The sequence below is a fragment of the Micromonospora sp. URMC 103 genome (assembly GCF_051386435.1).
Lineage (GTDB): Bacteria > Actinomycetota > Actinomycetes > Mycobacteriales > Micromonosporaceae > Micromonospora.
In genome coordinates this window covers 1,793,577-1,814,656 of sequence record NZ_JBPQTR010000004.1, presented here as the reverse complement: position 1 = coordinate 1,814,656, position 21,080 = coordinate 1,793,577, and the positions used below count along the sequence as shown (strand labels likewise).

Genomic DNA, 21,080 nt, shown 5'->3' with positions numbered 1-21,080 from the left:
GCTAACCACCCGCGTCCGACTTCACCACTCGTACGGTCGGGATTCTGCACTAGGGTGCGGGGATGACCGACTCCTCCCCGGCCACCGGACAGCTGCGCGTCGATCTGCTCACCCGCGAGTACCCTCCGGAGGTCTACGGCGGGGCCGGGGTCCACGTCGAGTACCTGGCCCGTGAGCTGCGCCGACTGGCCGACGTGCGGGTGCACTGCTTCGGCCTGCCGCGCACCGAGCGGGGCGTCACGGCGTACGCCGAACCGCCGGGTCTGACCGGCGCGAACGCCGCGCTGCGCACGATGGGCGTCGACCTGGAGATGGCCGCCGGCTGCGCCGGCACGGACGTCGTGCACAGCCACACCTGGTACGCGAACCTGGCCGGCCACACGGCGAAGCTGCTGTACGGGGTGCCGCACGTCGTGACGGCGCACAGTCTCGAGCCGCTGCGGCCGTGGAAGGCCGAGCAGCTCGGCGGCGGCTACGCGCTGTCGTCCTGGTGCGAGCGCACGGCCGTGGAGGCCGCGGACGCGGTCATCGCGGTGAGCGAGGGGATGCGGCGGGACGTGCTGGCCGCCTACCCGGCGGTGGACCCGGACCGGGTGCGGGTGGTCTACAACGGCATCGACACAGCCCAGTACGCGCCGGACCGGGGGACGGACGTGCTGGCCCGGCTCGGCGTCGACCCGGCGCTGCCCAGCGTGGTCTACGTGGGCCGGATCACCCGGCAGAAGGGCCTGCCCTACCTGCTGCGCGCCGCGCGGGAGCTGCCGGCCGACACGCAGCTCGTGCTGCTCGCCGGGGCGCCGGACACCCCGGAGATCGCGGCCGAGGTGGAGGGTCTGGTCGCCGAGCTGCGGGCGAACCGCTCCGGCGTCGTGTGGGTGGCCGAGATGCTGCCCAAGCACGAGGTGATCCAGGTGCTCACCCACGCCACGCTCTTCGTCTGCCCGTCGGTCTACGAGCCGATGGGCATCGTCAACCTGGAGGCGATGGCCTGCGAGACGGCGGTGGTCGCCACGGCGACCGGCGGCATCCCGGAGGTGGTGGCCGACGGCGAGACCGGCCTGCTGGTCCCCATCGAGCAGGCCACCGACGGCTCCGGCCGGCCGCTGGACCCGGGGCGCTTCGTGGCCGACCTCGCGGCGCGGATGAACGAGCTGCTGGCCGACCCGGAGCGCATCGCGCGGTTCGGGCGGGCGGGGCGGGCCCGAGCCGTCGAGCATTTCTCGTGGGACGCGGTCGCCGCGCGGACGCTCGAGGTCTACCGGTCGGTGGGCGCCGCCGGCTGAGCCGAGCGGGAACGGATCTTCCGCAGTAGGTTGGCGGGGTGACTGGACGGTTCCCGATCGAAGACGTCTCCCCCGTCGTCTCGTGCGGTCGCTATCCGGCCAAGGCGGTGGTCGGCGAGCTGGTGCCGGTGGCGGCCCGGGCCTACCGGGAGGGCCACGACGCGCTCGGCTGCAACGTCGTCTGGCGCGGTCCGGACGGCGCGACCCGCCCGTTCACCCGGATGCGGCCGGGCGAGCCGGGGCAGGACCGGTGGCACGCGACCATCCGGCCGGACGCGGTGGGTGCCTGGACGTTCCGCGTCGAGGCGTTCGCCGACCCGTACCTCACCTGGCAGAACGCGGTGACCAAGAAGGTCGCCGCCGGGCAGGGGCCCGCGGACCTGGCCAACGACCTCGCCGAGGGCGCGCGCGTCCTGGACGCCGCCGTGCCGCTCGTGCCCGCCGCCGAGCGGGAGCGGGTCGTGACGGCCGCCGCGGCGCTGCGCGACGACGACCGGGCGCTGCGGCAGCGGATCGCGCCGGCGCTGGACCTGGCCGACCTGCTGTGGGAGCACCCGGTGCGGGAGCTGGTGACGGCGGGCGACGAGCACCGGCTCTGGGTGGACCGCGAGCGGGCGCTGTTCTCCGCCTGGTACGAGTTCTTCCCCCGCTCGGAGGGCGCGATCCCGGCCACCGTCGACGCGCCGGCCCGCTCCGGCACGTTCGCCACGGCCACGGAACGGCTGCCCGGGGTGGCGGCCATGGGCTTCGACGTGCTCTACCTGCCGCCGATCCACCCGATCGGCCGGGTAAACCGCAAGGGCCGCAACAACGCGCTCACCGCAGGGCCGGACGACGTGGGCTCGCCGTGGGCCATCGGCGCGGAGGAGGGTGGTCACGACGCCATCCACCCCGACCTGGGCACGCCGGAGGACTTCCGCGACTTCGTGGCCGCCGCCGCCGAGCAGGGCCTCGAGGTGGCCATGGACCTCGCGTTGCAGTGCGCGCCGGACCACCCCTGGGTGCGCGAGCACCCGGAGTGGTTCACCACGCGGGCCGACGGCACCATCGCGTACGCGGAGAACCCGCCGAAGAAGTACCAGGACATCTACCCGCTGAACTTCGACAACGACCCCGACGGTATCCGGGCGGAGATCCTGCGGGTGGTGCTGCACTGGGTCGGCGAGGGCATCCGGATCTTCCGGGTGGACAACCCGCACACCAAGCCGTTCGACTTCTGGCACTGGCTGATCGGCGAGGTCAAGAAGGTCGACCCGGACGTGCTGTTCCTCGCCGAGGCGTTCACCCGGCCAGCCATCATGCACGGCCTCGGCAAGATCGGTTTCAGCCAGTCGTACACGTACTTCACCTGGCGCACGTCGGCCGCGGAGATGCGCGCGTACTGCGAGGAGCTGGTCGCGGCCGCCGACTACATGCGACCGAACTTCTGGCCGAACACGCCGGACATCCTGCACGAGACGCTCCAGCACGGCGGCCCGCCCATGTTCAAGATCCGGGCGGTGCTGGCGGCGCTGCTCTCCCCCTCCTGGGGCATGTACGCCGGCTACGAACTCTTCGAGCACGTGGCCCGCCCCGGCGCCGAGGAGTACCTGGACAACGAGAAGTACGAGCTGCGCCCCCGGGACTGGGCCGGCGCGCAGGAGCGGGGACGCTCGCTGGCGCCCTTCATCACCACGCTGAACCGGGTGCGCCGGGAGAATCCCGCCCTGCGGCGGCTGCGGACCCTGCATTTCCACGACATCGACAACCCGGCGTTGCTCTGCTGGTCCAAACACGACCCCGACACCGGCAACACGGTCATCGTGGTCTGTTCGTTCGACGCCCGCGAGGTGCAGTGGGGCAACACCACGCTGGACATGCCGGCGCTCGGGTTCGACTGGCACGAGCGCTTCACCGTGCACGACGAGCTGACCGGCACCAGTTACGACTGGGGGCAGCGCAACGCGGTGCGGCTCGACCCGTACCTGCAACCCGCGCACGTGCTGACCGTGCGCCGCCCGACCCCGCCCGAGGCGCCGACCGCCGCCCCGACCGGCCCGGCGGATCTCACCGTCGAGGCCGTCCCGGACGACCTGTCCGGGGGCACCGCCCCGACCACCCCCGCCGAGAAGGACGACCCGCGATGGACCAGCTGATCGCCGGCCACACCCACGACCCGCACGCGGTGCTCGGCGCGCACCCCGCCGGCGGCCGGACGACCATCCGTACGCTGCGCCGGGGCGCCGGCGACGTGGCCGTGCTGGTCGACGGCGACCGCCACCCCATGAAGCGGGTGGACGACGCGGGGATCTTCGAGGCGACGGTGCCGGGCACCGTGCTGGACTACCGGGTCGACGTCGACGGCACGGTGTGCGACGACCCGTACCGCTACCCGCCCACAGTCGGCGAACTCGACCTGCACCTGATCGCCGAGGGCCGGCACGAGCGGCTCTGGGAGGCGCTCGGCGCGCGGGTCTTCGACGAGGGTGTGGCGTTCGCCGTGTGGGCGCCCAACGCGCGTGGTGTGCGGGTGGTGGGCGAGTTCACCGGCTGGGCGCCGGACGACGGCTGGCCCATGCGCTCGCTCGGCTCGACCGGCGTGTGGGAGATCTTCGTGCCGGGGGTCTCCGTGGGCGCCCGGTACAAGTACCGGGTCCTCGGCGCCGACGGGCGGTGGCGCGACAAGGCCGACCCGCTCGCCGCGTACGCCGAGGTGCCGCCGGCCACCGCCTCGGTGGTGCACCACTCGACGTACGAGTGGTCCGACGCGGCGTGGCTGGAGCGGCGGGCCCGGACACGGTCCCACGAGGCGCCGATGAGCGTGTACGAGGTGCACCTCGGCTCGTGGCGGCCCGGCCTCGGTTACCGGAAGCTCGCCGACCAGCTCACCGAGTACGTCACCGGGCTGGGCTTCACCCACGTGGAGTTCCTGCCCGTCATGGAGCACCCGTTCGGCGGTTCGTGGGGTTACCAGGTCACCGGCTACTACGCCCCGACCGCCCGGTTCGGCGACCCGGACGACTTCCGCTACCTCGTGGACCGGCTGCACGCCGCGGGGATCGGCGTGATCCTCGACTGGGTGCCCGCGCACTTCCCCCGCGACGAGTGGGCGCTGGCCCGCTTCGACGGCACCCCGCTGTACGAGCACCCCGACCCGCGCCGCGGCGAACACCCGGACTGGGGCACGTACGTCTTCGACTTCGGCCGCCGCGAGGTCCGCAACTTCCTCGTGGCCAACGCGCTCTACTGGCTGGAGGAGTTCCACGTGGACGGGCTTCGGGTGGACGCCGTCGCCTCGATGCTCTACCTGGATTACTCCCGGCCGGAGGGGCAGTGGGCCCCGAACCAGTACGGCGGCCGGGAGAACCTGGAGGCGATCGCGTTCCTCCAGGAGGTGAACGCGACCGTCTACAAGCACCACCCGGGGGTGGTGATGGTCGCCGAGGAGTCGACGGCGTGGCCGGGTGTCACCCGGCCCACCTCGGCCGGTGGGCTCGGCTTCGGGTTCAAGTGGAACATGGGCTGGATGCACGACACCCTGCTCTACACGTCGAAGGACCCGATCTACCGCCAGCATCACCACCACCAGCTCACGTTCTCCCTGGCGTACGCCTGGAGCGAGAACTACGTGCTGCCGATCAGTCACGACGAGGTGGTGCACGGCAAGGGCTCGCTGGCCGGCAAGATGCCTGGCGACACGTGGCAGCGGCTGGCGAACGTGCGGGCGCTGCTCGGCTACATGTGGGCGCACCCCGGCAAGCAGCTGCTGTTCATGGGTTGTGAGCTGGCCGACGACCGGGAGTGGAGCGAGGAGCGCGGGCTCGACTGGTATCTGCTGCACGACCCGGGGCGCGCCGGTGTCCAGCGGCTCGTCGGCGACCTGAACCGCGTCTACCGGGACACCCCGGCGCTGTGGGCGCAGGACACCGAGCCCGCCGGGTTCCGGTGGATCGCCGGGGACGACGTCGCCAACAACACGGTCTCGTTCGTCCGGATCGCCCCGGACGGCTCGACGGTGGTGTGCGTGGCGAACTTCTCGGCGCTGCCGCTGCGTGACTACCGGATCGGCCTGCCCGCCGGCGGGACGTGGCGGGAGGTGCTCAACACCGACGCCCACCACTACGGCGGCTCGGGGGTGGGCAACCTGGGCGAGGTGCACGCCGAGGACGTGCCGTGGCACGGCATGGTCGCCTCGGCCGCGCTCCAGGTGCCGCCGCTGGGCGTGCTCTGGCTGGCACGGGACTAGCGCGACCCGCCGCGTGCCTCAGACCAGGCCGGCGTCGCGGAGCAGCTGCCACAGGCCGGCGCCGTCGGGCGCCGACAGCCACTTCTGCCCCACCGGCCCTGAGACCGACCGGCCGGCCGGGGCCGGCAGGCTGCCGGCCAGCACCGACTGGGTCGGGGACAACCGGCGGATGGCGACCCCGGCCACGTTCTCCGGGTGGGCCGCCGCGAACTCGCGGTAGATCTCCTGGTCGTGCTGCCCGTCGTCGCCCACGAGCAGCCACTGCACGTCGGGGAACTCGCGGGCCAGCCGGGCCAGGGTGGCCCGCTTGTGTTCCTGGCCGCTGCGGAACCACCGGTCCGCCGTCGGCCCCCAGTCGGTGAGCAGCAGCGGGCCGGCCGGGTAGAGGTGCCGGGAAAGGAACCGGGTCAGCGTCGGCGCGACGTTCCACGCGCCGGTGGACAGGTAGAACACGGGCGCGCCCGGGTGCGCGGTGACCAGCCGCTCGTAGAGCACCGCCATGCCGGGCACGGCGGCCCGGGCGTGCTCGTCGAGGACGAACGTGTTCCACCCGGCGAGCAGCGGCCGGGGCAGCGCCGTGACCATGACCGTGTCGTCGATGTCGGAGAGGATGCCGAACCGGACGGCCGGGTCGAGCACGCGCACCGGCGCGTCCACGGGCTCCGCGTCCGGCACGCTGAGCCGCACCGAACCCCAACCGGGCGGGAGGTCCGCCTCGACCACCGTGTCCACGAAGCCGCTGCGATCGGTCTGGGCCTCGTGCCGCACCCCGCCCGCCTCGATGGTCACGGCGACGTGCTTGGCGGGCAGGGTCGTGAAGCTGCGCCAGCCCCGGACCTTCTCCAGCCGGGCGCGCTGGCGCGTGTCCGGGCGGCCCAGCAGCACCCGGCACAGCACCCGCACCCACCCGGGCGCGCCGTAGCCCGTGTACGCGACGATGTTGACCCGCCAGCCGGTGCGTCGCAGCCGGCGCTCGACGAACTGGTGCACGGCGTCCTCGATCCGCGCCGCCCGGTGCAGGCGCGGGATGGCCAACTGGCCGGCGGGAGTCGGTGACACGCTGCCACCCTGCCACACCCGTGCGGTCCCGGCCACGCGAGGCGATCTCCGTCCGGTCGTCTGCCCCGATCCACCGCGCCCGCCCCCGGGATCGTGAAACACTCCGGTCGGGACGACGACGGGGGCGTGGTCGTGTCGCAACCAGTGCAGGATCGCGGGCGGTGGCGTCCGCGGCTGGACCGGCCGGCGCTGGTCGCGCTGCTGCTCGGGGTGGTCGGGGTCGCGTACCGGCTGGTGCTGACGCTGCTCACGGTGCCGGTGTCGAACAGCGACGAGGCGACGTTCGGCCTGGCCGCGCTGCACATCTCGCAGGGCCGGGCGCACCCGGTCTTCCTCTACGGCCAGCGCTACATGGGGATGCTCGAGTCGTACCTGGCGGCGCCGCTGATCGCCGTGACCGGGCCGAGCTGGCCCGTGCTGCGGCTGCCGCTGCTCGTCCTGTACGCGGTGTTCCTCTACCTCGTGCACCGGCTCACCCGGCGGATCGGCTCGCCCTGGTTCGCCACGTTCGTGGTGGGCCTGCTCGTCCTCGGCCCGGAGCGCGTCGTCCGCGACCAGCTCACCGCGGTGGGCGGCCGGCCCGAGGTCAAACCGGCGGTGCTGCTCATGGTGCTGATCGCCGTGGGGTGGGCGAGCGGCGCCATGCGCGGGCGCCGGCTGGCCGCCGGGCTCTTCGGGCTGCTCGCCGGGCTGGCGCTCTGGTCGGACTGGCTGATCGTGCCGTACCTGGCCGTGGCGGGGCTGCTGCTGCTCTACGCGGCCCGCCGGGAGCTGCTCGGGTGGGCGGGGGTGCTGCTGGTGGCCGGTTTCGTCGTGGGCGTGGCCCCGATGATCTGGGACAACCTCGTGGCGCCGCCCGGCCAGGACTCGCTGTCGGTGTTCCGCGAGATCAGCAGCCGGGCGGGGCCGTCGCCGCCGTGGTCGCAGCGGCTGCGTGGCGGCGTGCTGGAGGGGGTGCCGCTGGCTGGCGGGCTCTGCCCGATCGACGGGTGCGCGCGGTGGCAGGAGTGGTTCGGGTTGGTCTACCCGCTGCTGCTGGTCGTCGCGGCCGCGCTCGCGCTGATCTTCTACCGCCGCACCGCGGGCGCGCCCCGCGCCGTCCGGGTCCGGCCGGTCGCGCACCTCGCCCTGGTCGCCGGCGCGGCGCTCACCCTGCTGTCGTACGTACGCAGCCCCCTCTCCGCCACCGATCCGCTCGGCAACGCGCGGTATCTGTCGGTGCTCCAGATCTCTCTGCCCGCCGTGCTGTGGCCGCTCTGGCTCGCGGCGCTGGCCTGCTGGCGGGGGACCGTCGGTGCCGTCGGCCGGCTGACCGGTGCGGTCGCCGCCGCGCTGCTGGCCGGGCTGGCCGCCACCAGCCTCGTGGCCACCGTGCTGTTCGCGACCACCGGCCTGGGCGCCTCCCGCGATGAGGAGCGGGGCGCGCGGGAGCTGGCCGGCGCGCTGCGCGCCGACGGGCCGCACGAGGTGTACGGGGACTACTGGATCTGCAACCGGCTGGCCTTCAACACGGCCGAGGACGTGGTGTGCGGGGTGCTCGACGCCAACCTCATGCCGGGGCAGAACCGCTACCTGCCGTACTGGCGCCAGGTGGGACGCGCGGACCGGCCGGGGTACGTGGTGGAGGCCGGCTCGGCGGCGGAGCGGCGGCTGCGCCGGCTCCTGGGCGATCGCGTGGACAGCACACCGGTCCGCGAGGTGGGCGGTTACCGCGTCTACCACCCGGAGGACCCGGTGCGGCCCTGGCGGTAGATTCCACCGGTGCTCATCCTGCTGCCACCCTCCGAGGGGAAGGCCGACACCGGCACCGGCCGGCGGCTGGACCTGACCCGGCTCAGCCTGCCGGAGCTGAACCCGGGTCGGGAGGAGGTGCTGGCCGCGCTCGTCGCGCTCTGCGAGGGGCCGGACGAGGCGGCGGCCCGGGCGGCGCTGGGGCTCAGCGAGGGCCAGCGCGACGAGCTGCGGCGCAACGCGCGCCTTCCGCGGGCGGCCACCGCCCCCGCCGCCCGGCTCTACACCGGGGTGCTCTACGAGGCGCTCGACCTGGCGTCGCTGCCGCCGGCCGCGACACGGGCCGCCCGCCGGTCGGTGCTCATCAGCTCCGGCCTCTGGGGCGCCGTACGCCTCACCGACCGGATCCCGCCCTACCGCTGCCCCATCGGGGCGAAGCTCCCCGGCCCGGGCGCACTTCCGGCGTATTGGCGACGGGTCCTGGGCCCGGCCATGGACGCGGCGGCGGGCGACCGGCCCGTGCTCGACCTGCGCTCGGGCGCGTACGCCGCCACCTGGACGCCGCGCGGCGAGGTGGCCGCCCGGACGGTGACCGTACGGGTGCTGCACGAACGTGTCGTGGACGGCGTGCCGGTGCGGTCGGTGGTCAGCCACTTCAACAAGGCGACCAAGGGGCGCCTCGTCCGCGACCTGCTGCTCGCGGACGTCCGGCCGCGCACCGTCGACCAGCTCGTGGCCGCCCTGCGGGACCTCAAATACACGGTGGTGGAGCAGCCGACGCCGCCCGGGCGGCCACGCCAGGTGGACGTCGTCGTCACCGAACTCTGAGGGCGTCCGCAAGATTTCCTCAAGGCTGGGGCCGATCGGTTCCCTGCCCGGGGCGCACGGTTCACGGTAGGGGTGTCCCGACGCGACAAGGGAGTGCCTCCGTTGGCCCGCGAACCCGCACTGCTCGACCGGCCCCGCCGGCCGTCGGCACCGCCTCCGCTGGACTGGCTGACCCTGGCCGACGCGTTCGAAGCCGCCTGCCTGCTGCGCTGCATGCCCCCACCGGCGGGCACCCGCCCGCCGCGCGCGGCGCAGTCCGGTCCCACACCGCTCGTGGAGTTCAACCGCGAGGACGCCGCCCAACGCATGCGGCAGCTCCTGGAGCGGCTGGGCGTCCCGGTCGCGCACGAGTTCGCGGTGGGCGGCCTGCGCCGCCGCTACGAGCTGCACCGGCTCCAGGTGGCGCCGGAGCACCGGACGCGCTACGCGCGGCTCGTGGAGGCCGGCTGGCGACAGGGGCGGCGCGAACTGCTCGCCGCGCCGGTGTCCGGCGCGTCCGCGCCCCGCCGGGTGTGGATCCCCCGGCTCGCGGAGGCGGCCTGGCGCTCCGCCCTGCTGGCCGGCGGCCGGCACGTCCGGCGGCACATCCTGGGCATCCGTCTCAGCGACCGGGAGTTCGCCGCGGTGCTGATCCGCAGCGGCGCCCTGCTCGGTGTGCCCGCGGAGCTGCGGGCGGGCACCGGCTGTTTCCTGGTGAGCGTGGCCGACGGCCCGGACCGGCTGCGGATCCTGCACCGGACCACGCTCGCGCCCGCCGCGGCCAACCAACCGGCCTGACCCCACGGGACGAGAAGCCGACCCCGCCCGGGCCGATCATGCAGGTGCGGCGCCGGGGTCGTCCACAGGTGCCCCTTCTGTCGCCCACCCCACCGGCCTGATCGCCGAGGCGGAGGCCGTGACCCCGGTGAATGTGGAGTTGCGTTGACCGTTCGCCGGGCGCAGAGTGCTGGCCGTGAGTCGTACCTGGCCCGGGCGCGCCGCCCGTCCCGCGACGCTGCTGGTGGTGCTGCTGGCCGTGGCCGTCGGCCTCACCGCCTGCCGGGACGCTCCGGGCGCGCCGGTGGAGATCCGCATCGCGACGGGCAGCCCGACGGCCGTCTACCACGCCTTCGGCGAGTCGCTGGCCGCCATCCTCAACCGTGAGCTGCCCGGGGTGCGGGCCAGCGTCGTCGTCACCGCCGCGTCGGCGGAGAACGTACGGCTCGTCGGCTCCGGCCAGGCCGAACTCGGCTTCACCCAGGCCGACGTGCTGCCGGCCGACCCCGCCATGGAGCCCCGCGTCGCCGCCATCGCCCGGGTGTACGACGACCAGCTGCACCTGGTCGCGTCCGGTGGCGGGCCGGTCCGCACGGTGGAGGATCTGCGGGGCCGGCGGGTGTCGGTCGGCGCGGCCGGCTCCGGCACCGAGATCACCGCGATGCGCCTGCTCGACGTGGCCGGACTGGCCGGTGACCAGGTCCGCCAGTCCCGGCTCGGCCTGGACGAGTCGGTGGCCGCGCTGCGTTCCGGCCGCATCGACGCGTTCTTCTTCTCCGGCGGGCTGCCCGTACGCGCCATCGCGGACCTGGCCGCGGGGAGCCCCACCCGCGTCCTCGACCTCGGCGCGTGGACGGAGCCGCTGCGCGCGCACTACGGCGAGGTGTACGTGTCGCGGGACATCCCCCGCTCGGTGTACGGGGTCGACCCGGTGACCACGGTCGCCGACCCGAACTTCCTCATCGTCCGCTCCGACCTGCCGCAGTCCCTGGTGCGGGACGTGACCCGGCTGCTCATGGAACGCCGCTCGGAGCTGGCCGCCGCGCACCCGGCCGCCGGCCGGATGAGCCCCCGTTCGGCGATCGCGACCTCGCCGCTGCCGCTGCACGCCGGCGCCGCCGCGTGGTACCGCGACGCGAAACCCTGACGGGCCGAGCGGGCGGCACACCGGGGCGCGTGCTCCGGCCGCCGGGGAACGCGGCTCGCGCTCCTAACTCGCGGCGGCCGGCAGCCGGGCCGGCGCGGGCGGGCCGGCGCCGTCGGCGTCGTCGCACGGCCCGTCGTCGGGCGTCGGGAACCAGAGCCCGGCCACGAGACCCCGCGGCGTGCCCGCGCGCATGGTGAGCCGCCCGTCGGAGGCGTCCACGAGCACCGCGGCGATCGTCAGCCCCAGCCCCGCGCCGTCAATGTTCTGCACGTCCGGGGCCCGCCAGAACCGCTCCGTGGCCTGGCCGAGCTGGCTCTCCGTCATGCCCGGCCCGGTGTCGCGCACCTCCAGCGCCACTCCTCCGTCGCGGGCCGACACGGTCACCGTCACCACGCCGCCGGCGCCGCTGAACTTCACCGCGTTGTCGATGAGCGCGTCGAGGGCCTGATCCACGGCCGTCGGCACGGTACGGGCGTACACCGGCGTGTCGGGGGCGTCCAGTCCGAGCGTCACCGCCCGGTGCCGGGCCAGTGGCTGCCAGGCGGCCACCCGGGAGGCGGCCACGTCGGCCGCGTCGACGACGACGCGTTCGTTCTCCTGGCTCTCGGCGCGGGCCAGGGTGAGCAGCGCGTCGAGCACCAGCGCGAGGCGGTCGGTCTCCTCCAGCGCCAGCCGGTGCTCGGTGCGGCCCTCCGGGTCGGTGAGGCTCGGGCCCAGCTCCTCCACCCGCAGCCGCAGCGCCGTCAACGGGTTGCGCAACTGGTGGCTCGCGTGCGCCACGAAGGCACGCTGGCGGTCCATCACGTCCGACACCGCGTCGGCCATCGTGTTGAAGCTGGTCATCAGCCGGCGCAGCTCCGGCGGCCCGAGGTGGTGCTGCACCCGCGCGCCACGGTCACCCTCGGTGATCTCGTGGGTGACCGCGTCCAGCTCGGTGACCGGCCGCAGCACCCAACCGGCCAGTCCGAATGCGGTGAGCACGCAGGCCAGCACGGCGAGCAGCCCGATCACGGCGAGCGCCAGCCACCAGCCGGTGACGGTGCGGCGTACGTCGGTGGCGGGGCTCACGGTGACGACCGCGCCCAGCACCTCACCACCGTCGTTGATGGGCGCCGCCACGACCACCGGGGCGTCCGCCCATGGCCACACCGAGTCGGGGCCGCTGACCTGCTGGCCGGCGAGGGCCGTGTCCAACGCCTCGGCGGTGCCGACCGCGCTGTGGAACCGCGCCGAGGAGACGACGCTGCGCCGGTCCCGGTCGACCACCGCCGCGCCGATGCCGTACAGGTCGTCGTAGCTGCGCAGCTCGCTCTGGAGCGGGCCGGTGCTGCCGCCGCGCAGCGCCGGCCCGGCGAGCGACGCGAACCGGGTGGCGTCGGCGAGGCGGTCGGCCCGCACCCGGTCGGTCTCCCGGCTGGCGAGCGTCATGGCGAGCGGGGTCTCCAGCGCGATGAGGACCAGCACCATGAGCAGCAGGTAGCTGATCACCAGCCGACGACGCACCGGCCCCTCCTCACTCGCTCCGCAGCCGGTAGCCGATCCCGCGTACCGTCTCCACGAGGCGGGAGTCGCCGAGCTTGCCGCGCAGCGACCCGACGTGCACCTCCACGGTGTGCCGGTCGGTCCACGTGGTGCCCCAGGCGTCCAGCAGGATGCGGTCGCGGGGCACCGCCACGCCCGGCTGCCGGGCCAGCGACAGCAGCACGTCGAACTCCTTGCGGGTGAGCGCCACCTCCCGGCCCGCGACGGTCACCGTGCGCGCCGACACGTCGATGCGGACCGTCCCGGCCTCGATGAGGTTCCGCTCCGGCGTGGCCTGCGCGGTGCGGCGCAGCACCGCCTCGATCCGGGCCTGCAGCTCCACCATCGAGAACGGCTTCACCACGTAGTCGTCGGCGCCGAGCCGCAGGCCGAGCACCCGGTCGCGCTCCTCGCCCCGGGCCGTCACCGCGATGATGCCGAGCTGTGAGCTGCGGCGGCGCAGCTCCCGACACAGGTCGGTGCCGTCCCCGTCGGGCAGGGTCAGGTCGAGCAGGACAAGGTCGCACGGTGCGGCGGAGAGCGCGGCGGCCACGGTGGCCGCCTGCTCGACCTCGTAGCCACGGCGGGTGAGCGCGGACGTCAGGGCGGCGGCCACCCGACGGTCGTCCTCGACCAGCAGGATCCGCACCGATGCCCCCCATCCGTCGAACGGTCGTCCTGCGAATGGTGGCAGACGAACCGGCGCGGCGGGAGAGCCGCCCAGCGCGGCGCTGGTCAGAGGCCGAAGACGTCGTCCGCGGTGGCGTCCCGCACGCCGTCGACGAACCCGCGGAAGCCGGGATCGTGGTGGCTGGCCGGGACGCTGGTGACGTTCTCGCCGCTGGCCTGGGTGACCGCGTCGACGAGCGGCGGGTAGTCGAGCTCCGCGTCGCCGAGGGTGTCGTCGTCCGCCTCGGCCAGGTTGATCACGTACTGCACGTCGTCGGAGGGGGTGCCCGGGTCGTCGGCCCACTCGCCGCCGTACCGGTAGCACTCGTCGTACAGCGCGCGCTCGCTGTCGGTCCAGTCCTCGTCGTAGCTCGCCATCGCCACCCCTCCGCGACCCCGCTCCACCCTGAGCATGCCGGGCCGGGGTGGACGCTCGGGCCGGTACCGCCGAAACGGTGCCCCACTCCCGCGTACGCTGCGGAGATGATCTACAAGCTGCTGCCGACAGTCGAGTGGGACGATGCCAGGGCGGCCGGGCACCTGGCCGGCACGGCGATGGACCGCCAGGACGGCTTCATCCACCTCTCGGCCGGCGACCAGGTGGTCGAGACCGCCCGGCGGTACTTCACCGGGGTCACCGGGCTCAGCCTGCTCACGGTGGATCCGGCCCGGCTCGGCGACCGGCTGCGGTGGGAGCCGTCCCGGGACGGGCAACGCTTCCCGCACCTGTACGGCCCGTTGCCGCTGGCCGCGGTGGTCGCGGCCGAGGCGCTGCCGGCCGACACCCCCGTCGACGAGGCGGTGGCCGCCCTGCTGGGCTGACCACCGCCGGCCGCGCTCAGCGGCAGAGTCGCGTTCAGCGGCAGAGCCGCGCGATCTCCTCCTGGAACCGGTCCATCGGGTTGGCCTCGGCCGGGCCGAGCAGGTACGTCTTCAGCTCGCGGCGGGCCTCGGTCATCGGGTCGTCCCCGGCCCGGGTCACGGCCACGATCTTCTCCAGCTCACCGCAGTCCCGCGCGAGCAGGTACGCCGCCCGCGAGGTCGGGTACTCCCGGCGGAACTCGTCCTCCGGCAACCCGCCGGGGTTGGCGACCACGTACGGCCGCTGACTCTGCACGAAGTCGGACACCACACTGGACACGTCGCTGATGAGCAGGTCCGTCTGGTTGAAGCAGTCGAAGAGCGCCGGCACGCGGCCGGTCACCACGAGGTGGCGGGTGCCGTCCAGCGAGGTCGCGTCGGCGTCGCCGCCGGCCGCACGGACCATCTCCACGATCCGCTCGTGCACGGCCTTGGCCGTCTTCGACCGGGAACCCGTCAGCGGGTGCGGCTTGTAGATCAGCCGGACCCGGGGCGTGACGGCCAGCAGGCCCGTGACGATCCGCTCCCCCATGAGCACGAGCGAGGTGTGGTACGGGTCGTCGTCGAGCCACCCCTCCCAGGTGGGGGCGTAGAGCACGGTGAACGGCCGGTCCACCGACTCCGCGCCGAAGGTGTGCACCCCGGCGAGCTGGGGGCGTCCGATCTCGACGATGTCCGAGTCGAGCACACCGACGTCGGCCCGTGCGTACCGCTCCCGGCCGGCGAGACCGGCGACCCACACCTCGTCGTACACCTTGCTGTACGGGTTGACGCTGGCCTGCTTGTCGCTGTCGCCGTGGCCGACGAACACGTGCTTCATCCCCGGCTCGCGGAGCATGTGGATGTTCGCGCCGACGTTCGCCGCGTAGAGCGCGGCGCGGACGCTGCCCAGCTCGAGGTTCATGAAGTCCACCCCGGCCGGGACGCAGATCACCGGCAGCCGGGTGTCGCTGAGCTCGTGGAAGGCCTCCCGGCTGCGCATGAGCACCACGGCGCGCTGCCGGAGCGCCTCGGTGGGCGCGAGCCACATGTTGGCCTGGTAGACGTCCTTCGCCGGCCCGGCGAAGTACAGCGCCACCTCCGGGCGGTAGCTGTCCAGCCAGCGCTGCACCGCGGGCAGCAGCGGGCTCTGCCCCATGCCCCGGCCCCGCAGCCAGGTCACCACGATGACGGCGCCGATCACGGCGGTCACCGCGAGCGCGACGGCGCCCGCCACGAAGAACGGCGTGACGTCGTCCTGCACGGCGGCCGCCACCGCGGCCGGCACCAGCAGCACGTTCAGCAGCGGCATCCGCTCACCGGCGACGGACGCGGCCCAGGCCGGCGGCCGGGGAGCGGCCTTCAGCGGGCCCAGGTCGATGTTCCGGACCAGCGCGGACAGCGGGTTGCGCCGGTCGATCATGGTGGAGAGCGCACCCGAGAAGACCGAGATCACCCAGACGGCGGCGGGCAGCGCCAGCAGCAGGGTCAGCTCCACCCTGCCGAGCGGCACCTCGGCGACGACCAGCAGCACGGCCGCGAGGTCCCGGGCCAGCTGCCGGTACGAACCCTGCAGCCCCACCTTCTCCAGCAGCGTCGCGGACGGTGGCGACCAGCGGGCGAGGGCGAACTCACCGAGGACGGCGGCCAGCCCGGCGACGGCGAAGACCGCCACCCAGCCCAGGGCCCCGGCGGCGAGCATGACCAGGTAGGACAGCACCAGCAGCGCGCCGCGAGCGGCGACTCCGATCCGTCCTGACACCGTGCCGAACAACGAGAACGCTCCCTACGAGATCGATGATGGGCGGGTCGCCCCGGTCGTCATGCCATCACCCCGACACGTGGTCGGGTGTTGCGGGCCCACCCTCGGCCGGGTGAGGTCGCCATTGCGGGAACGGCTCGGCCGCCCGGTGCCGTCGGCGTGCCGGCTGGCCTCGTCCCATGTGTGAACTCCCGAATTGCAGTGTGTCACGGAGACGACCCGGGTCTCCCGCCTGAGTGGGCGCAGCTGCGACCTTAACGCGAGGGGACATCAGGGTGTCCCTCGGGTATCGATGCCATTTCCGGTCAAACCTCGCGGCCTCCCGCACGGCCGGCGTACCGACCCGCCCCGGGGACGGGTGCGGGTACGCCGGGTCTCGCGCCGTCTCTCAACCGCGTCGGAAGCAGGTGACCGCCCCCGGCCGCTTGCGCTTGGCAAACTCCTCGAAGCCCAGCTGCGGCGCGAGGTCCCGCGCCACCTGGTTGCTCGACCAGACACAGATGGTGGTGACATCGAGCCGCTCGATCGCCGCGGTGAGCTCGGGCACCGGCGCCAGCTTCGCGCTGCCGTTGGCGAGCGCCACCAGCTTCAGCCGGTCCTGCACAAAGGGCGAGGTCATGTCGTAGTCCGGCAGGTAGCGGTCGTTGGGGCTGACCACGCGCATCCTGCTGGTCACCATCGGGGCGGTGTGCATCAGGGTCGAAGGAGCCAGCACCACACCGTCGGGCCGGTCGAGTCGGGTCATCCAGAAGACGACCGCCTTGCGCGTCTGGGGCACCTTCCAGACCGGCTCGCCGTGCACCTCCACGTAGCTCTTGGGTGACCACATCGGTGTCCCGAAGAAGGCGAAGCAGGCCACCAACGCCACCGCGAGCGCAGCGCTGCCGACGGCGCGCAGGCGTGGCAGGTCGACGGTGCACAGGATGCCGACCAGCGCGGTGAGGGCAAACATCCACGGCACCCGCCAGAGCACCACGCCGATGCCGGTCAAACTGTTGATCAATTCGAGCACGCCGGGGAGCAGCAGCACGCTCATCGCCAGGGTGCCGCCCGCCACCAACAGCTGGGGCGTCCGCTTGCGGGCGATCATCGGGCCGAGCCAGAGCGCGAGGCCGCCGATCACGCCCAGCACGCCGGCCAGGATGGTGCGCCGGTACGTCGTCTCGGCGTCGTAGAAGGCCGCGGCAGCGGTCTCGGTGATCGGACCGGCGTTGAGCCGCGACCAGATCGTCGCGCCGATCGGGTAGACCAGAGCCGCCACGCCGGCGAGGAGACCGTCCCGCCACCGGCCGACCACCATCATCGCGAACGCCGCGCCGCCCACCAGCAGGGGAAGAATGATGGCCGAGGTCGTGGTGAGGCCGGTGGCCACGATGGACAGCGCGGCGATGAGGACGAGCCCGCGCCTGGAACGCGAGTCGAACCACTCCGTGAGGTAGAGCCACATCAGCGGCACCACCGCGGCCACGAACATGGTCTTGCCCTGGTGCAGCCGCGTCAGGTGGAAGGTGCCCAGCGCCGCGTCCTCGCCAGCCACCAGATAGAGATAGGCCACGGCCACGGTGAAGGCCAGCGCGGCCCGCCGCGGCGCCCAGCGGTGCACCAGGCGCCACAGGGCCAGCACCGCCAGCACGGCCATCACGGGGGTGACGAGGTACCAGGTGGCGGAGGCGGCGTGCAGGCCGAACACGTGGGCGAAGGCGCCGTAGAAGACCTCGATCGAGGGCACCGGCGGCTGGGAGTTCATCGCGGGGGCGACGCCATCGGTGAAGAGGAAGTCCCGCAGCGGCACCTCGTCGCGTTCCGCCACCCAGACCGACTTGCCGATGAAGAAGGCATCGTCGACGGAGTTGCGGGCGAAGAAGAGGCCGGAGATCGCGGCCGACACGGCGACCAGGAGCGCGTACGCGGAGGACAGCGGCGTCGCGGCGGCGGCCGGCGCGGCCCCGATCGCGGTGGTGAGCCAGCGCTTCCGGGCGAGGAGCAGCGCCGCCACCGCGGCGACCGCGCCGCAGCCGCCCGGGATCCACCACGGTATGCCCTGGCCGGGACCGTCCTTGACGACGGTGAGCCCGGCCGTGACGGCGGCCAGCGCGCCCGCGCCGAGGACCGTGGCGAGCAGCGCACGCGGGTACGCCGCGGGCGCGGGCGCGGTGGCGTCCCCCTCAGCCGGGGCAGCGGGGAACTCCGGGCCGGACCGCCGGCGCCACCACAGCCACCCGGCGAAGGCGGCGGCGCAACCGGCCACCCAGACCAGGAAGGTCGTCGACGGAGCCAGGCCGAACAGGAAGGCAAGGTGGTAGAGCACGGTCCAGAGCGCGAAGGCCAGCACGCCGGCGTCGGTGAGCAGGGCCGGGGCCGCGGCGATCAGGGACCGGAGCCGGCCCGGCACGTCCGGCCGGGGACGTTCGGTCCTGGCGCCCGCCGCGGGAGCCGGTCGGGGCGGGGCGACGGCGACTTGGTCGACGTTCGACACGGGAAGTCCTTGTCGTTGTGTGGACGAGGGTGGCGGTGACCTGCGCCAGCCGGCGGGCGGGCGGCCGGTCCGCTCCGATCTGGCATGCAGAGTAGCGGCAAGCCCTGGTTGTCGGGATCCGGCGGAACCTGGTGTCGTGGCGCCGACGGTCAACCGGGCAGCGGCTCCGCCCGCGGCCGGGGCAGGGCGCCCGCCGCGCCGAGGCCCGCCGCGACGGACTCGACGAGGGCGTCCAGGTAGCTGTCGGTGAGCGGGGTGCGGGCGATGGCGAGCCGCCAGTAGATCGGCCCGACGATGAGGTCGACGGCCGCCTCGGGGTCGGTGTCCGCCGGCAGCTCGCCGCGGCGGACGGCCCGCACGACCAACTGGCCGCCGATCTCCTGCTGCCGTGCCCGGAGCAGCCGCTGGAGGGTCTCGTCGATGGCCGGATTGCGGGCGGCCTCGGCGAGCAGGTCGGGGATGATCTGCGAGGCGAGCGGGTGGCGCAACGCGTGCGCCACCACCTGGTACAGCAGCGCGAGGTCGCCCCGGAGGCTGCCGGTGTCCAGCGCCGGCAGCTTGCCGTGGGCGGCGGCCCCGACGATCTCCAGCACGAGATCGGTCTTGGAACTCCACCGGCGGTAGATCGCGGTCTTGCTCACGCCGGCACGGCGGGCCACCGCCTCGATGGACAGCCGCCCGTAGCCGACGGCGGCCAGCTCCTGCATCAGCGCGCGGCGGATGGCCGTGGTGATGTCGTCGCGGAGCACCGCCGCACCGGCCGGGGTCCGTCGCTTTTCTGTCGTCACCTGGGGCTCTTTCCGCACGTCACGGGCACCAGGGTAACGCAACGACGATACGGTTGCGTCCCGACGTGTTTCGGACTACTGTCCACGCAGCGACGAGGCGGCGCTCCCCCGCAGTGGCCACGTCTGAGACCATCGTCGCGCATCACAGCCGACCCGAAAGATCGGAGCGCCCACACCCATGGCCAACACCGCGCTGGCCGACCCCGACTCCGGCCTCACCCAGGCGCAGCTGGCCGCCCGCTACGGACTGCGGGTCGCCGACCAGCCGCCGTCCCTGGCCGAGTACAGCCGGCGACTCTGGCACTACCGGCACTTCACGGCCACGTACGCGAACGCCAAGCTGGTCGCCTCGTTCAGCAACGCGCGGCTCGGGCAGCTCTGGCAGCTGCTCACCCCGCTCACCAACGCGGCCGTCTACTACCTGATCTTCGGTCTCGTGCTGGAGCAGAGCCGCACCCCGAACTTCATCGCGTACCTGTGCACCGGTCTGTTCATCTTCAACTTCACGCAGACGGCCGCGCAGAACGGCACCACGGCGATCAGCAGCAACCTGGGCCTCATCCGGGCGCTGCACTTCCCCCGCGCCTGCCTGCCGCTCGCGGTCACCGTCACCCAGTTCCAGCAGCTCCTCGGCTCGATCGTGGTGCTGCTCGCCATCGTGCTTCTGACCGGCGAGCCGATCACGTTCGGCTGGCTGATCCTCGTGCCGGCCGTCCTCCTCCAGACGGTCTTCAACGCCGGCCTCACGATGGCGGTCGCGCGGATGGGCGCGAAGGCCTCCGACCTGCGCCAGGTCATGCCGTTCGTCATGCGGGCCTGGATGTACGGCTCCGGCGTGCTCTACAGCGTGACGCTCTTCGAGGACAACCTTCCCGGCTGGGCGAGCCGGCTGGTCGAGTTCAACCCGATGCTTGTCTACATCGAGCTGGCCCGGGTGGCGTTGCTGGAGAACGCGCCGGTGCTCAACTCGTCCCTGCCCCAGCTCTGGCTGGTCGCGGTGGCGTGGGCGATCGTGATGGGTGTTGGGGGTTTCTTCTACTTCTGGCGCGGCGAACAGGAGTACGGCCGTGGTTGACCAGTACGAGACGTCGAGCGACTCGACGCTCACGCTGCCTCGCGTGCAGGAGCGCATCCCCACCGTGGTGGTGGATGACGCGCACGTGATCTACCGGGTGCACAAGGGCGCGGGCGGCGGGACCAGCCCGGTGGCGGCGCTGCGCCGGCTCGTCACCCGCACCGCCGCCCCGGAGATCCGCGAGGTGCACGCCGTGAAGGGGGTCACCTTCACGGCGTACCGGGGCGAGGCGATCGGGCTGATCGGCAGCAACGGTTCCGGCAAGTCCACCCTGCTGCGCGCGATCGCCGGCCTGCTCCCGGTGAACCGGGGCGCGGTCTACACGCAGGGCCAGCCCTCGCTGCTCGGGGTGAACGCGGCCCTGCTCAACGACCTCTCCGGCGAGCGGAACGTGACGCTCGGGTGCCTCGCGATGGGCATGTCCCCCGCCGAGGTGCAGCGGGAGGCCCCCGGCATCATCGAGTTCTCCGGCATCAACGAGCGTGGCGACTTCGCCTCGCTGCCCATGCGCACCTACTCCTCCGGCATGGCGGCGCGGCTGCGCTTCTCCATCGCGGCGGCCAAGAAGCACGACGTGCTGCTCATCGACGAGGCGCTCGCGACCGGCGACAAGGGCTTCCGCAAGCGCAGCGAGCAGCGGGTGCGCGAGCTGCGGGAGAGCGCCGGCACCGTGTTCCTGGTCAGCCACCAGCTCAGCTCGATCCGCGACACGTGCGAGCGGACGATCTGGCTGGAATCGGGCGTGCTGCGCATGGACGGGCCGACCGACGAGGTGATCCGGGCGTACGAGGCGTTCGCGAACGGCAAGTGACCTGGCGACGACCAGCGTCATCGATGCGGCGGCGGGCCCGCGGCACCGACACGGTGCCGTCCGGCCCGCCGCCGCCGTTGGGGTGAATCGATTCGCGCGTTAAGGTTCA

Annotated in this window: 17 protein-coding genes; 10 read left to right on the top strand and 7 right to left on the bottom strand. The window is 73.5% G+C overall.

Annotation, left to right across the window (positions count from 1 at the left end; all coding sequences use genetic code 11):
* Positions 1-62 precede the first annotated feature (62 nt).
* The 3 genes from glgA to glgB are packed head-to-tail and all read left to right on the top strand — an operon-like array spanning position 63 to position 5,508.
* Positions 63-1,283, top strand: a complete 1,221-nt coding sequence (glgA, locus tag ACSNOA_RS12000; RefSeq protein ID WP_436658049.1) for a glycogen synthase — start codon at positions 63-65, stop codon at positions 1,281-1,283.
* Positions 1,284-1,321: 38 nt separating this feature from the next.
* Positions 1,322-3,418 (top strand): maltotransferase domain-containing protein, encoded by a 2,097-nt coding sequence (locus tag ACSNOA_RS11995; protein WP_436658048.1) that lies wholly within the window; start codon positions 1,322-1,324, stop codon positions 3,416-3,418.
* Positions 3,406-5,508 carry a 1,4-alpha-glucan branching protein GlgB gene (gene glgB / locus ACSNOA_RS11990; RefSeq protein ID WP_436658047.1) on the top strand — a complete coding sequence of 701 codons (2,103 nt, stop codon included), beginning with the start codon at positions 3,406-3,408 and terminating at the stop codon, positions 5,506-5,508. Before ACSNOA_RS11995 ends, glgB begins: the two co-directional genes overlap by 13 nt.
* Positions 5,509-5,526: 18 nt before the next feature.
* Here glgB and ACSNOA_RS11985 read toward each other — a convergent pair whose 3' ends face one another.
* Positions 5,527-6,567 (bottom strand): App1 family protein, encoded by a 1,041-nt coding sequence (locus ACSNOA_RS11985; RefSeq protein ID WP_436658046.1) that lies wholly within the window; start codon positions 6,565-6,567, stop codon positions 5,527-5,529.
* Between the two features lie 132 nt (positions 6,568-6,699).
* Between ACSNOA_RS11985 and ACSNOA_RS11980 the strand changes: the two genes are divergently transcribed.
* From ACSNOA_RS11980 to ACSNOA_RS11965, 4 genes are all read left to right on the top strand, one after another.
* Positions 6,700-8,319 (top strand): hypothetical protein, encoded by a 1,620-nt coding sequence (locus tag ACSNOA_RS11980; protein WP_436658045.1) that lies wholly within the window; start codon positions 6,700-6,702, stop codon positions 8,317-8,319.
* A 9-nt stretch (positions 8,320-8,328) separates the two neighbouring features.
* Positions 8,329-9,126 (top strand): peroxide stress protein YaaA, encoded by a 798-nt coding sequence (gene yaaA / locus ACSNOA_RS11975; RefSeq protein WP_436658044.1) that lies wholly within the window; start codon positions 8,329-8,331, stop codon positions 9,124-9,126.
* Between the two features lie 102 nt (positions 9,127-9,228).
* Positions 9,229-9,903: a hypothetical protein gene (locus ACSNOA_RS11970; protein WP_436658043.1), complete on the top strand. Its 675-nt coding sequence runs from the start codon at positions 9,229-9,231 to the stop codon at positions 9,901-9,903.
* Positions 9,904-10,078: 175 nt separating this feature from the next.
* On the top strand, positions 10,079-11,029 hold the full coding sequence (locus ACSNOA_RS11965; RefSeq protein ID WP_436658041.1) for a TAXI family TRAP transporter solute-binding subunit: 951 nt from the start codon (positions 10,079-10,081) through the stop codon (positions 11,027-11,029).
* A gap of 63 nt (positions 11,030-11,092) precedes the next feature.
* On the opposite strand, the gene ACSNOA_RS11960 is transcribed toward ACSNOA_RS11965, so the two are convergent.
* The 3 genes from ACSNOA_RS11960 to ACSNOA_RS11950 all read right to left on the bottom strand — a co-directional run bounded on the left by ACSNOA_RS11960 (position 11,093) and on the right by ACSNOA_RS11950 (position 13,597).
* Positions 11,093-12,532: an ATP-binding protein gene (locus ACSNOA_RS11960; protein WP_436658040.1), complete on the bottom strand. Its 1,440-nt coding sequence runs from the start codon at positions 12,530-12,532 to the stop codon at positions 11,093-11,095.
* A gap of 10 nt (positions 12,533-12,542) precedes the next feature.
* Entirely contained in the window at positions 12,543-13,199 is a 657-nt protein-coding gene (locus ACSNOA_RS11955) for a response regulator transcription factor (protein WP_436658039.1), read from the bottom strand.
* An 86-nt stretch (positions 13,200-13,285) separates the two neighbouring features.
* Entirely contained in the window at positions 13,286-13,597 is a 312-nt protein-coding gene (locus ACSNOA_RS11950) for a hypothetical protein (RefSeq protein ID WP_436658038.1), read from the bottom strand.
* A 105-nt stretch (positions 13,598-13,702) separates the two neighbouring features.
* Between ACSNOA_RS11950 and ACSNOA_RS11945 the strand changes: the two genes are divergently transcribed.
* A complete protein-coding gene (locus ACSNOA_RS11945; RefSeq protein ID WP_436658037.1) occupies positions 13,703-14,041 on the top strand; it encodes a DUF952 domain-containing protein in 339 nt (112 codons plus the stop codon).
* 34 nt (positions 14,042-14,075) lie between these two features.
* On the opposite strand, the gene ACSNOA_RS11940 is transcribed toward ACSNOA_RS11945, so the two are convergent.
* The 3 genes from ACSNOA_RS11940 to ACSNOA_RS11930 form a co-directional block, all read right to left on the bottom strand.
* On the bottom strand, positions 14,076-15,833 hold the full coding sequence (locus tag ACSNOA_RS11940) for a CDP-glycerol glycerophosphotransferase family protein (RefSeq protein WP_436658036.1): 1,758 nt from the start codon (positions 15,831-15,833) through the stop codon (positions 14,076-14,078).
* A gap of 376 nt (positions 15,834-16,209) precedes the next feature.
* Positions 16,210-18,297: a DUF6077 domain-containing protein gene (locus tag ACSNOA_RS11935; RefSeq protein ID WP_436658035.1), complete on the bottom strand. Its 2,088-nt coding sequence runs from the start codon at positions 18,295-18,297 to the stop codon at positions 16,210-16,212.
* Between the two features lie 149 nt (positions 18,298-18,446).
* Complete coding sequence (locus ACSNOA_RS11930) at positions 18,447-19,046, bottom strand: TetR/AcrR family transcriptional regulator (protein WP_436658386.1); 600 nt, start codon at positions 19,044-19,046, stop codon at positions 18,447-18,449.
* 217 nt (positions 19,047-19,263) lie between these two features.
* Here ACSNOA_RS11930 and ACSNOA_RS11925 point away from each other — a divergent pair, with 217 nt between their 5' ends.
* Together ACSNOA_RS11925 and ACSNOA_RS11920 are read left to right on the top strand one after the other, a co-directional pair.
* The gene (locus tag ACSNOA_RS11925) at positions 19,264-20,160 is read left to right on the top strand and encodes an ABC transporter permease (protein WP_436658034.1); all 897 of its coding nucleotides are present in this window, start codon (positions 19,264-19,266) and stop codon (positions 20,158-20,160) included.
* A complete protein-coding gene (locus tag ACSNOA_RS11920) occupies positions 20,153-20,971 on the top strand; it encodes an ABC transporter ATP-binding protein (RefSeq protein ID WP_436658033.1) in 819 nt (272 codons plus the stop codon). The genes ACSNOA_RS11925 and ACSNOA_RS11920 overlap by 8 nt, the downstream gene beginning before the upstream one ends.
* Positions 20,972-21,080: the final 109 nt, after the last annotated feature.